Genomic DNA, 11993 nt, shown 5'->3' with positions numbered 1-11993 from the left:
ACTCGAGACACGCTATGCCGATGTCTTGAGACACCCCATTCCGATGTCCTGAGACTGGACACCACCGCTACCGCACCCACAGTGGGATTCGAGCCCCTGACCAGCGCAAACGCCGGTCAGGGGCTCGAATCTTTGGTGCTGGTCCCGCAACAGTCGCAAAGAAACGGGTCGCGCGGCGCCGTCGTCCGTTTCGCACCGGTAGGGGCGACAGCCTCGTCGGGAGCGCGGCGACGCATCGTGATGACCACGGCACGATCCTCGTCCTCGATCGAATTGGGCATGGTCGCGATGCCCGCGAACGTGGACAGTCGCTCGACCTGTCGAGTGCGTACGCTCATGGCATGGTGCGCGTTCTCGTCACTGGGATGTCGGGCGCGGGGAAGTCGACTTTGCTGGAGGAGCTTGCTCGGCGTGGGCGTCTGACCGTCGACACCGACTATGACGGCTGGGAGTTGCCCGGCGCGGTGTGGGACGAGGCTCGGATGAGCGAGCTGCTGGATCGTCACGGCGACGTGGTGGTCTCGGGGACGGTCGAGAACCAGGGCCGCTTCTATGGCCGGTTCGAGCATGTGGTGCTGCTGAGCGCCCCTGTCGGGGTACTGGTCGAGCGCGCCGCGACACGGACCAACAATCCGTATGGACACTCAGCGGAGCAGCGGGCCGAGATTCGCCAGTATGTCGTGGACGTCGAACCTCTGCTTCGGCGAGGAGCGACCGTCGAGCTTGACGGTCGCCTGCCCGTCGGCGAGCTGGCCGACGCGATCGAGAAGCTGCGGTGAGCCGCGTGAGAGCGCGCGAGCCCACGGTCGGCGTAGCGTGATCGATGTGTCAGCACCGACGCCGACGACACCTCCCGCGCACCTCTGGGGCCGCGCGGACGCCGCTCTGCCGAGCATGCGGCGCGCGTCCTTGGCATCCGCGGCTGTCGCCGCGGTCGTCGTCGCCGACGGCGGCTGGCGGATGGTGGACCTCGGCTGGTTCGCGTTCGTGGGCTACTCGCTCCTGATCTGGGCCGTGCTGCCCGTGCTGGTCACGCTCGCGATCACGTTCCTGATCACGCTCGTGACGGACGTCGAGCTGCCGATGTGGTTCACCGCCGGTGTCGCCGCTCTCGCGACAGGCTCGTGGATGGGCTGGGGCGCCGGCGTGGAGCATGGCGGAGTCGCCTACGGCGTCGTCGTCGCGGCGGGCATCTTTGGTGTCGGCCTGATCCTCGACACGCACCGGCGTCTTCGCGCTCGAGTCCTGCTCGCCGCCCTGGTCGCTGCCGCGACGGCTGTCCTGGCGTTCGTCGGCTTCGACGTCTTGTAGGGCACGGCAGCGTGCGCTCGTCTGTCGACCACCTGGCGGCGGCCGACAGACGAGCAGAACGAGTCTCAGCCCACGAACTCCCGGAGGGCGGCGGCGAGGAGCTCGGGCTGCTCCTCGGGGATGAAGTGCCCCGAACCCGGGATGGTGACGTTCCGAGCGTCGTCCGCGTAGGGCTGGACGGGCGCCGTCATGTCGGGGATGCTGCCGAACTCTGCACTGACGCCGAGGACGGGCATCGTGAAACGCCTCGTCTCCAGGAGCGCACGGTTCTGCTCGGCGGAGCGCGCGGCCTCGCGGTAGTAGGCGAGCCCGGCGTTGACGCCGCCGTCCGAGGCGAAAGACGCCGCGTAGGCATCGACGTCGGCATCCGAGAAGGCTGTCCGGTCGTGCGTCTTCGCCCGGAGAAACCATGCGATGTAGTCCCGTTCGTTGCCCTTGAGCAGGACCTCGGGGAGCTCCGGCACCTGGTGGAAGGCGAAGTGCCACGTCTTCCACGCTCGCTCGGGATCGAGCGGGACCGAGTCGGGCAGGGTGATGCCGGGGATGCCGGCGTCGAGGAGCGCGAGGCGTTGGACCTCGTCGCCGTAGAGGAGGCCGTAGGGGAACGCGGTCCACGCGCCGACGTCGTGCGCGACCAGCGCATATCGGGTGACGCCGAGCTGCTGGAGGAGGCCATGGACACGGGCCGCCATCGTCTGGGTGTCGTAGCCGTCCGCCGGCCGGCCGGATCGGCCCTGCCCGGGGAGATCGGGGATGACCAGCCGGTAGTGCTCGGCGAGGTGGGCCGCGGTCTTGAGCCAGGCCCGGGCGTCCTGGGGGAACCCGGCCAGGAGCACGAGGGTCCGGCCTGCAGGGTTCCCGCCCACGAGGGCGTGGAGACGGACGCCGTCGACGTGACGGTACTCGGTGGCCAAGCCTGTCTCGTCCAGGTGCGGGATGGTCGTGGTCATCGTGATGCTCCGTGTTCGTCGACGACGGGGATCGGCACGCCGTTGCTTCCACTCCGGGACGGGCGCTCGAAGGAGGTCAGGTCGGTGGTCACCGGGCTACCATAGCCATCTTGTACTGATCGATCCAAGATAGGGTGGATCGAGGCGAGCGGTGGAGCGACTCAGCGGGAAGGTGGTCGAGGGTGGCCGGGAAGAAGGCGTTCGACGCCGACGTGGCGGTGGAGGCGGCGATGCTCGTCTTCTGGGAGCGCGGGTACGCGGATTCCTCCATCGACGTCCTCGGCGCCGCGATGGGCCTGGGGCGCAGCTCCTTCTACAACGCCTTCGGCGACAAGGCCACGCTGTTCCAGCGGTGCCTGGCGCGGTACGGGAGCCGGTACGGCGAACGGTACGAGCAGGCACTCGGATCGCAGACGGCGGACGTCCGCGCCGCGTTGACGTCGTTCTTCGACGTGACGCTCGAGCGCATCGCGGACCCCGACGTGCCGCGCGGATGCTTGGTCGCGCAGTCCGTGATCGCCAGTCCGACCCTGCCGGCGAGTGCCGCTGCCCAGGCGGACGCCCTCCTCGGGTCGCAGCGCAAGCGGATCACGACGGCACTTCTCGGTGCTGGGGTCGCCGCATCGACCGCGGACGACGTCGCGCTGCAGCTGGCGGCTGCCAACCAGTCCCTGGCCGTCCTCAGCCGGACGAGTCTGAGCACCGAGGGGCTTGAGGCGGTGGCGCGCGCTGCGGTCTCCGCAGCGATGACAGAACTCCGATCACGCCGGCTCAACCCGTAACGTACGGTGGCCGGAGTCAACCGTCCCGGAGGCCGATGCATGGACACCGATCGCCGAGTCGGCGAGCCGACCGCGTCGACGGCCGAGAGGCCGGGGACCCCGGCGGACGAGCCGGTCAGGAGAGCGTGGATGATCGGCCTCCTGCTGCTGCAGGTCGTGCTCGGGTCGCTCTACGTCGCAGCGTGGCTCGCCAACGTCGACGGGCGGGCCGGTGGGGCCGCGACCGTCCCGGCGTGGGTGAGCGTGACGACGGCCGCGGCCGTCGTCGCAGCCGTCGCCAATGAGCTCGTCGAGCTGGCGGTCCGCCGACGCGACGGCACTCGGGTGGTACTCGCCTCGACGGTCCTGATCCAGGCCGCGTGGACCGTCGAGGCGCTCTCCGTCTAGCCGGGCGCGGACGCCGTCACGCGATGAGCGACTGGCCCCCGTCGACGAACACCTCGGTGCCGGTCACATGGCTCGCGGCGTCGGAGACGAGGTAGGCGATGGTGTCGGCGACCTGCGCGGCCACGCCGGGCTCCTGGCCGGTCAGCGGGATCTGCCCCTCGGGATAGTCGGCGTCCACGCCGAGGTTGCCGGTGTCGCGGTGCTCGGTGTTGTCGCCGATCTCCGTGTCGATGGCGCCGGGGCACACGGAGTTGACGCGCACGCCTCGCGGGCCGAGCTCGACGGCGGCCATGCGGGCGAACGCGACCTGGCCGGCCTTGCTCGCCGCGTACGCCGACGCGCCGGAGTTGCTGAACGTGCGGGTGCCGTTGATCGACGACACGACGACGACAGCGCCGCCCTGCCGCACGAGCAGGGGGACCGCGTACCGCACGGTGAGGAACGTGCCGGTCAGGTTCGTGGTGATCGTGCTGTCCCACTCCTCCGGCTCCAGCTCCTCGAGCGGGGCCCAGACGCCGTTGACCCCGGCGTTCGCGACGACGGTGTCCAGCCGCCCGAGCTCGCGCTCCACCCGGTCGAGCACGGCGCGCACCGCGGCGACGTCCCCGACGTCGGCCGACACCGGCAGCACCCTGCCGCCGTCACGGCGGATCTCGTCGGCGACGTCGTCCGCGCTCTCCTGGCGGTGCCCGAGCGCGACCACCGTCGCGCCGTCGCGTGCCAGGCGCACCGCCGTCGCGCGGCCGATGCCCGACCCCGCGCCCGTGACCAGCGCGACCCTGCCCTCCGTCGTCATCATGCACCTCCAGTGGTCGAGGCCCCCGACGCTAGTGACGACGCCGTCGCCTCGCCCGCGGGAGCGTCGGCCATGCCGAGCCGACGCGCGGCCGGGACCGCGGTGTGCGGCAGGATCGTCGACATGACCCTCCCGGCCGTGATCCGCCCCGCCGCCCCCGACGACGCCGCCGGCTGCGCGTTCGTCCACCACACGTCGTGGGTGGAGACGTACTCGCGGCTGCTGCCGGCCGACCACTGGGAGACGGACACGCTGGAGCGACGGACCGCACGATGGCAGCGCCGGCTCGACGACGGCGCCGCGGTCACGGTGGCCGAGCGCGGTGGGCAGGTCGTCGGGTTCGCCATCGACGGGCAGGGGCGAAGGATCGGGGACCACGAGCCCGTCCGCGACCGCGAGCTGCTCTCGCTGTACGTGCTGTCGGCGCACCACGGCACCGGGGTCGGGCAGGCGCTGCTCGACGCCGTCGTCGCACCAGGGACGCCCGCCCAGCCGTGGGTCGCCGAGGACAACCCGCGGGCGCGCCGGTTCTACGGCCGCAACGGGTTCCTCCCCGACGGAGCCGGCTACGTCGACGACGGTCTGGGGCTCGCCGAGGTCCGCCTCGTGCGCTGAGCTTGCGGGACACGCGAGCGGCCCGGGCCCGCGGCTGCGGGTCCGGGCCGCTCGGGCGCCTCGGCGGACGGTGCGTCAGTTGTCGGTCGGGTCCACCGGGCGCTCCGGCTCGGCCGGTCCCTGCTGAGCGTTGGCGATGCCCCGCCCCACGGCGTTGCCCTGGATCACGCTGGACAGGTCGATGCCGGTCGCCTCGCGCACGGTGTCGAACATGGCGCGCATGCCCATCGCGGCCTCGCCCGCCATGTGCGACGACGCGCCGCTCTCGCCGGAGCCCGAGAGCACCATGACGTTGCCGACGTTCCCGTACCCCTTGGCGAACTCCGTCATCATCGGCACCAGCACGTCGAGCGACCGCTGCGCGAGCACCGCCTCCTGGTTCTTCATGAGTGCCTCGGCCTCGGCCTCGATCGCCGCGGCCTTCGCCTCGCCGGCCAGGCGGATCGCGTCGGCCTCCGCCTGCGCCCGCGCTCGGGCGGCGTCCGCCTCGGCCTCCGCCTGCAGTCGGGTCGCCTCGGCCTCGCGCTGGGCCTTGCGGGCCTCCGCCTCCGCCGCCTTGACCTGGGCGTACGCGTCCGCGTCGGCCTTCTTCTGCCGCTCGTACTCGTTGATGTCGGCCTCGCGGCGCTGCACCTCGGCCGCCGCCTCGGCGTCCTTCATCCGCGCGTACGCGCGGGCGTCGGCCTTCTTCTGCTCCTCGTACTGCGCGGCGTCGGCGACACGCTTGACGTCCGCGTCGAGCTGGGCCTGGCGGTTCTCGGCCTGCTGCATGAGGACGCCCTGCTCGGCGCGGGCCCGTGCGAGCGCCTCCGCCTGCTCGGCCTCGGCGCGCGCCTCGCCGACGTCGGACGCGGCCGCCGCCTGGTTCTTGTCGTACTGCGTCTGCTCGATCAGCGTCTCCTCGCTGGTCGAGATCTCGCGCGCCTTGATCTGCCGCTCGGCGTCGATGCGGGCGATCTCCGCCTGACGCTTGACCTTCGAGACCTCCTCGGCGCCCAGCGCGTGCACGTAGCCGTTCGCGTCGGTGATGCCCTGGATCTGGAAGCTGTCGAGCACGAGGCCCTGCTCCGCCAGGTCGCTCTTGATGAGCGTCGCGATCTGGTCGGACAGCTCCTGCCGGTCGCGCATGAGCTGCTCGACCGACAGGGTCGCGACGACGCCGCGCAGGGCGCCCTCGAGCTGCTCGGTGGTGAACACCTCGATCGCGTTGTCCTGCGACACGAAACGCTCGGCCGCCCGGGCGATCGACTGGTCGTCCGAGCCGACCTTCACGAGCGCCACCCCGGTGACGTCCACGGTGACGCCCTGGATCGACTGCGCGGTCGGCTGCACCATGATCTGGCGCGCCCGCAGCGACAGCGTCTCCGCGCGCTGCGTGATCGGGTTGACGACCGCGCCGCCGCCCCGGATCACCGAGAAGCTCGCCGTCGGCCCGTCCGACCTGCGCCGCTTGCGCCCCACGATCACGAGCGCCTCGTCGGCTCGCGCGACCTTGTACCAGGCGCGCATCACGAGCATGACGACCAGCGCGACGACCGCCGCGACGGCGACCAGCACCACGATGCCCACGGCCAGCCCTGCACCGCCGACGGCGGCAAAGAACCCCTCCACGTTGCTCCCTCTCCCGGCCCGCCCGGCACGCGACCCCGGTGGCGGCGTGCGGCGAACCTTCACACCCTAGTGACCGGATCTCCTCGACACCGCCATATCCCCGGGTGATCTCGCCGCCGGACGGTCATCGGCTCGGTCGCCCGCGCACACCGTACGGAACGGCCTCAGTCGTCGAGCAGCTCCTCGTACTCCTCGGTCCACTCGTTGGACGGGACGCCGTTGAGCTCCTCGCGCTCGGGCGGGACCGCGACGCGCTGCGCCGTCAGGTCGCGGGGGAGCAGGGTGAACCCCTGCCAGTGCGTGTCCATGGGGGACTGGTCCTCGTCGCGCACCACGTGGTGGAAGCCGACGGCGACCCACGAGACGACGTCGCCCAGGTCGTCGCCCTTCCCCCGGTCGACGTAGTCGAGGACGCCGCTGCCGCACTGGCCGTCGTTGTGGGTGGCGAAGACCTGGCACTCGTCCGCGTTCGTGAACGCGACGTCGTAGCCGGCGTCGTCGCCGTGCTCGTGGTGGTCGTGCGTGAACTCGAACGAGTCGGTCTTCCCCAGGTCGATCTCGTACGAGACGGGGTGGCCGTCATCGTTGAGCACGTCGGGGGCCAGGACGCGCCACCAGCGCCGGTCGGTCCACTCGGCGGTGGTCGGCCTCGGCAGCCGGGTCAGCGCCCCCTCCAGGACGGGGGACTCGCTGCCCATCTCGCCGGTGGGCTCGGCGTCGTACTGCTCGGCCGCGAGCTCGCCCCCGGCGCCGAGGTCCCAGTGGGCGCGCCACACGACGTTGTGCGAGTGGCTCGCGGCGTGGGCCTCGTCGCCCTCGCCGACGGGCCACCCGTGCTCGGGGTCGGTGAAGTCGACGGGGGAGATGTCGCCCGTCGCGCCGAGGGCCGGCCGGATGCTGCCGTCGGAGCCGAAGGAGTACTGCGCGATGTACTCGTACCAGCCGACCTTCGAGATCGACGAGAGCTGCCACGCGCTGCTCCGGTCCGCCACCAGGGTGCCGCCGTCGCTGGACCGGTAGCCGACGCCGGTGTCCACGGTCTCCGAGCAGAGCACCTCGCGCACCGGCGCCTCGCCGAACGTGCCGTCGCCGATGTTCGGGACGGCGGTCTCGAGCCGTTCGCCGGCGCACTCCGTGTCCGTGAGGGTCTTCATCTTCGTGCCGCCGAACCCGGCCTCCGTGATGTCCGAGGTCGACCGCCCCCCGTCGTCGTACGGCACCTCGAGCTGCGCGACCGACAGCGACGCGAGGATCGGGATCGGGTCCGCGCCCGTCGGCGTGAACCGGACGTCGCGGAGCACCAGCCCCAGCTTGGGGTCCACGGACCAGCACATCGACCACGACGCGCCGTTGTCGAGCGTCCGCGTGACGGGCTCGCCGTCCTCGCACTCCTGCGCCGCGCCCGGCGCCGAGGGATCGGCCGCGGCGGGCGGGGACTCGTCGCCCTGGTCCGTGCACCCGGCGAGCAGCGACGCGAGGGCCCCGGCGGCGACCAGCGACGTGAGGAGACGACGAGAGGACATGCTTGCTCCGAACGTGGCGAGATATGTGGCGAGATGGTGGGCGTGACGACGGCGGACGCGCAACGCGAGAACGGCGGCCCGGACGTACCGGACCGCCGTTCTCCGTGCGGGTGACCGGGCGGTGGTGCCGCACGGTCACGCCCGCGTCAGTGCGGGTCGCGCCGGTGCCCGGCGCGACGGTCGCGCATCAGCAGGCGGTGATGCTCGCCCCGGCGTTGCCGAGGTTGAGCCGCCCGGCGTCCGAGGCCGGCACGAGGCCGACGCTGAGCGCCGAGACCTGCAGACCGCTGGTCCGCTCCGAACCGTCGTCCGCCGTGCACGTCTGCGTCGCCTGGTGGTTCACCTGCACCGAGACGACCTGGGCGACCTGCTCGATGAACGGCTCCAGCGCCTGACGCACCGGCACCGTGATGGCGCCGGTCTTGATGTCGCCGATCAGCGTGTCGAAGAGCTGCTGACCGCCGTCGCCGAGCACGAAGTCGCGCGCCGGGACGAGCGCCGTCTCGACGACCGGGCCCAGCGTGCTCACCGTGGTCTTCAGCGTCGTGCAGCCCAGACCACCGAGGAGGCCCTCGCCCTCGCAGGTGACGTTGGTGAGGTCACCGCTCATGAGGTTGACGTCCCACTTGGCGGTGGCGTTGCCGAGCAGCGGCGTAGTGACGTCCGCGACGAAGTGGATCGTGACGCTCTCGAGCGCGCCCTCGACCGCACCGAGCGCGATGTGCGTCGCCTCGTTCATGGCGTCGTGCACGCTCTCGGCGATCATCGGGTAGATCTCGTCGTCGATGAGCTCCGTGTTCGGGTTCTGCGCCTCTCGGCGATCATCGGGTAGATCTCGTCGTCGATGAGCTCCGTGTTCGGGTTCTGCGCGTTGAGACCCGTCGGCTGGCCCGGACGCAGCTCGCCCGAGAGCAGCTGGTCGAGGTGGATCGTCGCGGTCCCCGTCGAGAAGTCGATCGTGAGGAACTTGTTCTTCGTCGTGATCGGCTCGTCCAGGACGGCGGCGAACACCTTGTCCTGGATGTCCGACTCGATCCACGTCTCGCTGAGGTCCACGCCGGCCGGCAGGGTGCCGGTGATCGCCGTGGTGTCGATCAGCTCGTTGACCTTGCCCACGAGCTGCTTCTCGTAGGTGCCGATCGCGTCGTAGAGCTGGCCGGCGGCCTGCTCGATGAGCGGCGAGTGCGCGATGGCGCTCGCCTCGCCGACGCGGTACTCGCCGGGACCACCCACGCCGTCCGGGTCGACGAACTCGCCGTCCTCGGTGACGACGCGCGCGCCGCCCGCACCGAGCCGGAGCGTCGCCTCGTCGACGACGCCGTCGGTCAGCGAGTTGACCTCGAGCTCGTCGAAGAGCGAGAGCAGGTCGATCTCGGCGGCGCCGAAGTCGCCGTCCTCGCCGTCGAGCGTGATGGCGCCGTCGGCGCCCAGCAGGCCGGAGATCGCCTCGGTGTTGAGCTCGTCGGTCGCCGTGGACTCGCTCTGCAGCGCGCCCAGCTGGCCGAAGTCGATGATCTGGTCGAGCGGGACGTCGACACCGTCGACGCTGATGCTCTTGTCGCCGAGCGCCTCGACGTCGAGGTCGGCCGTGTTCGGGCCGGGGTTCGACGGGAACGTCGCCTCCGACTGCGCGAGTCCGGCGACGTCCTTGCCGAGCAGGCTCGAACCGAAGACGCTCGCGGCGGCCCCGGCCTTCTCCGAGTCGTCCGCCCCGGCCAGGGCGGTGCCCAGCAGGTCCGAGGCGAGGGCGTCGGCCTCGACGCCCGCGGAGCCCTGCGGGTCGACGTCGACGGTGTCGGCGAACGCGACCCCCGTCGAGGCGACCATGGTGCCCGCGACCCCCATCGCGACACCTGCCAGAACGGTCTGTGACCGCTTCAGGCTGCGTACTTTCCTCTGCATACTTCCCCCCTGGTGGTATTTCAGAGATCAAGGCCCCGAGTCCGAAGTGCCGGAAAAGGGGCCCTGGGGGAACTATCGCAACTCCCGACGGCCGTGTCCAGGGGTTCGTCACATTTTGATCACGAACTGAGGATCGCGGTCCCACCAGCGCGATCGCGGTCCGGGGCGCGCCGGAACGGCGGCCCGGACGTCCCGGCCGCCGCCCGCGGCGGGACCCGGAGAACGGCGGCGACGGGCCGCGGGCGACCGTTCTCCGGGCTGCCGCCGTCCGCTATCCGGTGGGGAAGAGGGACGCGAGCCGGGCCGCGACGAGCGTCGCGGCGTCGACCACGAGCGTGAGCACCGCGACGGGCGTGCCGGCCGAGCGGGCACCGTCGCCCACCTCGAGCCCGGCCCCGACCGTCCGCGCCGGTGTGCCCGACATCGGGTCCGCGGCCGGTGTGGTCGTGGCGCGCCCGCCCTCGTCGTCGACGGCGACGACGGTGACGTCGTCCCGCGGCACGTCGTCGGGCACGGGTGCGCACACGTCGGTCAGCGTCCCGTCCTCGTCGGCGGTCGCGGTGGTCGGGGCGCCCTGGCGTGCCCCGTCGGTGGAGGTCGCCCGCAGGGTGACCTCGGACCTCGGGAGCCAGCCGCTCGACGCGACCCGGGCGCACGCGTCCGGGTCGTCCGACGGCTCGACCTCCAGGGACGGCGCGTAGACCCGCAGCTCGTCGGACACGGTGCGGCCGGCGCCGTCGGCGGCCGTCAGCGTGTGGACGCCCGCCACGGTGCCGGCCGGCACGGGAACGGTGGTGCCGGCCGGGACGGTGCCGTCCGCGTCCGTCGTCACGGTCACCGGGTCGCCGGCGGCAGCTCCCGCAGCGTCCGCCAGCCGCAGCACGAGGTCGGTCTCGCCGGGCCATCCCGAGGACGTCACCGGGATCTCGCCGCCGGCCGGCACCGGCGACGACACGTCGACCACCGGGTCGTTGGCCGCGATCACCGTGACCTCGTCCGTGACCCGTGCCCCGGCGTCGTCGCGGGCGACGACCGTCAGGGTCGTTCCCGCCGGCACGGCGGGGACGGCGAGGACGGTGCCGGCCGGGACGTCGCCGTCCTCGTCGGTCGTCACGGTCGTCGGGTCTCCGGCGGGGTTGCCGTCGAGGTCGGCCAGCCGCAGCGTGACGTCGGACGCCGCCCTCCAGCCGCCCGAGGCGATCCCGGTGCGGCCCGCGGCGGGGACCGGGGACGTGGCCTCCAGCGACGGGGCGTACACGTCGATCCGCGCCGTCGCGGAACCGCCGTCCTCGTCGGTGCCGACCACGGTGTACGCGCCCGCGGCGGCGCCGGCGGGCACCGGGACCGTGACGTGGCCCGTGACGCGGCCCTCCGCGTTCGCGGTCACGGCCACCGCACCGCCGACGGGGCCGCCGTCCGGCCCGACGAGCGAGAGCGAGACGTCGGCCTTCGGGCGCCATCCCGAGGAGCGGATGCGCGACGCGCCGCCGGCCGGCACCGGCGACGCGGCGTCCACGACCCGGGTCTCGTCGGTGGTCTTGTCGGTGGTCTCGGGGCCCGGGCGCGGCGCGTGCTCGCCGGGACGCTCCGACCGGTCGCGGCGTCCCTCGCCGGGCGCGGGCCGTCCGTCCGGACGCTTCTCCGGGCCGGGCCGATCGACGTGCGGGTCCGCGGGGACCTGGTGCGCGACGGCGCCGTGCGACCGTATGACCTGCGTTGTCTCGAGACCGGCGGCGGGCATCGCGCCGGTCGGGCCGACCATCGTGCCCGCGACCCCCATCGCGACCACGAGCGAGGTGGCACGTGTCCACCGCGGCCTGCCCCGGGGGCGCCCCCCGGCACCCCACGTTGCACTCTGCATGCTTCCCCCCTGGTTGTCCGTCGAAGACCGGTGCCCCTCGGTCGCGCGCGGCGAATCGAGAGGCAGAGACCTTCTCAGTGACTATCGCAACTCCTCCGAAAGGTGTCCAGCATTTCTTCACATTCTCGGAAGTTGTGACACGTTCGAGATCTTGAGGGCTCGTGTCGGCCCGGAATCGGCGCGGCTAGGCCGCTGACCTGCACCGATGGTCGAGCCGGACGGCGGCGTCGCCCGCCGTCCGGCCGCCGGCCACCA

At 72.2% G+C, this 11993-nt stretch carries 12 protein-coding genes; 5 read left to right on the top strand and 7 right to left on the bottom strand.

Features of this window, described 5'->3' with window-relative positions:
* Nucleotides 1-341: 341 nt before the first annotated feature.
* Both EYB28_RS18755 and EYB28_RS18750 read left to right on the top strand, forming a co-directional pair.
* Entirely contained in the window at nt 342-779 is a 438-nt protein-coding gene (locus EYB28_RS18755; RefSeq protein ID WP_166851110.1) for an AAA family ATPase, read from the top strand.
* Nucleotides 780-909: 130 nt separating this feature from the next.
* On the top strand, nt 910-1311 hold the full coding sequence (locus EYB28_RS18750) for a hypothetical protein (RefSeq protein WP_166851108.1): 402 nt from the start codon (nt 910-912) through the stop codon (nt 1309-1311).
* 65 nt (nt 1312-1376) lie between these two features.
* Here the strand turns inward: EYB28_RS18750 and EYB28_RS18745 are convergent, their stop codons facing one another.
* A complete protein-coding gene (locus tag EYB28_RS18745) occupies nt 1377-2261 on the bottom strand; it encodes an alpha/beta fold hydrolase (RefSeq protein WP_166851106.1) in 885 nt (294 codons plus the stop codon).
* A 182-nt stretch (nt 2262-2443) separates the two neighbouring features.
* On the opposite strand from EYB28_RS18745, the gene EYB28_RS18740 reads away from it, so the two are divergent.
* Nucleotides 2444-3043 (top strand): TetR/AcrR family transcriptional regulator, encoded by a 600-nt coding sequence (locus EYB28_RS18740; protein WP_166851104.1) that lies wholly within the window; start codon nt 2444-2446, stop codon nt 3041-3043.
* Nucleotides 3044-3172: 129 nt separating this feature from the next.
* Nucleotides 3173-3430, top strand: a complete 258-nt coding sequence (locus EYB28_RS18735) for a hypothetical protein (RefSeq protein WP_166851102.1) — start codon at nt 3173-3175, stop codon at nt 3428-3430.
* A gap of 16 nt (nt 3431-3446) precedes the next feature.
* Here the strand turns inward: EYB28_RS18735 and EYB28_RS18730 are convergent, their stop codons facing one another.
* Nucleotides 3447-4229, bottom strand: a complete 783-nt coding sequence (locus tag EYB28_RS18730) for an SDR family NAD(P)-dependent oxidoreductase (protein ID WP_240930655.1) — start codon at nt 4227-4229, stop codon at nt 3447-3449.
* A gap of 120 nt (nt 4230-4349) precedes the next feature.
* On the opposite strand from EYB28_RS18730, the gene EYB28_RS18725 reads away from it, so the two are divergent.
* Complete coding sequence (locus EYB28_RS18725) at nt 4350-4841, top strand: GNAT family N-acetyltransferase (RefSeq protein ID WP_166851100.1); 492 nt, start codon at nt 4350-4352, stop codon at nt 4839-4841.
* Nucleotides 4842-4916: 75 nt separating this feature from the next.
* On the opposite strand, the gene EYB28_RS18720 is transcribed toward EYB28_RS18725, so the two are convergent.
* From EYB28_RS18720 to EYB28_RS18700, 5 genes are all read right to left on the bottom strand, one after another.
* Nucleotides 4917-6452: a flotillin family protein gene (locus EYB28_RS18720; RefSeq protein WP_240930654.1), complete on the bottom strand. Its 1536-nt coding sequence runs from the start codon at nt 6450-6452 to the stop codon at nt 4917-4919.
* Between the two features lie 164 nt (nt 6453-6616).
* Complete coding sequence (locus EYB28_RS18715; protein ID WP_166851098.1) at nt 6617-7975, bottom strand: copper amine oxidase; 1359 nt, start codon at nt 7973-7975, stop codon at nt 6617-6619.
* Between the two features lie 187 nt (nt 7976-8162).
* Nucleotides 8163-8741: a hypothetical protein gene (locus EYB28_RS18710; protein WP_166851094.1), complete on the bottom strand. Its 579-nt coding sequence runs from the start codon at nt 8739-8741 to the stop codon at nt 8163-8165.
* Nucleotides 8738-9820 (bottom strand): choice-of-anchor G family protein, encoded by a 1083-nt coding sequence (locus EYB28_RS18705; protein WP_166851092.1) that lies wholly within the window; start codon nt 9818-9820, stop codon nt 8738-8740. The genes EYB28_RS18710 and EYB28_RS18705 overlap by 4 nt, the downstream gene beginning before the upstream one ends.
* Before the next feature lie 328 nt (nt 9821-10148).
* Nucleotides 10149-11738, bottom strand: coding sequence for a hypothetical protein (locus EYB28_RS18700; protein ID WP_166851089.1), 1590 nt, complete (start codon nt 11736-11738; stop codon nt 10149-10151).
* Nucleotides 11739-11993: the final 255 nt, after the last annotated feature.

The sequence above is a fragment of the Isoptericola sp. BMS4 genome (genome assembly GCF_011634835.1).
In the GTDB taxonomy this organism is placed as follows: Bacteria; Actinomycetota; Actinomycetes; order Actinomycetales; family Cellulomonadaceae; genus Isoptericola.
The sequence above is the reverse complement of the archived record's forward strand: the minus strand, read 5'-3'. Positions and strand labels throughout refer to the sequence as shown.

Coding starts and splice junctions, on each gene's coding strand:
- EYB28_RS18710 (WP_166851094.1), bottom strand. CDS start 8,741: ATGATCGCCGAGAGCGTGCACGACGCCATGAACGAGGCGACGCACATC.
- EYB28_RS18715 (WP_166851098.1), bottom strand. CDS start 7,975: ATGTCCTCTCGTCGTCTCCTCACGTCGCTGGTCGCCGCCGGGGCCCTC.
- EYB28_RS18730 (WP_240930655.1), bottom strand. CDS start 4,229: ATGATGACGACGGAGGGCAGGGTCGCGCTGGTCACGGGCGCGGGGTCG.
- EYB28_RS18735 (WP_166851102.1), top strand. CDS start 3,173: ATGATCGGCCTCCTGCTGCTGCAGGTCGTGCTCGGGTCGCTCTACGTC.
- EYB28_RS18725 (WP_166851100.1), top strand. CDS start 4,350: ATGACCCTCCCGGCCGTGATCCGCCCCGCCGCCCCCGACGACGCCGCC.
- EYB28_RS18705 (WP_166851092.1), bottom strand. CDS start 9,820: ATGGGGGTCGCGGGCACCATGGTCGCCTCGACGGGGGTCGCGTTCGCC.
- EYB28_RS18755 (WP_166851110.1), top strand. CDS start 342: ATGGTGCGCGTTCTCGTCACTGGGATGTCGGGCGCGGGGAAGTCGACT.
- EYB28_RS18745 (WP_166851106.1), bottom strand. CDS start 2,261: ATGACCACGACCATCCCGCACCTGGACGAGACAGGCTTGGCCACCGAG.
- EYB28_RS18700 (WP_166851089.1), bottom strand. CDS start 11,738: ATGCAGAGTGCAACGTGGGGTGCCGGGGGGCGCCCCCGGGGCAGGCCG.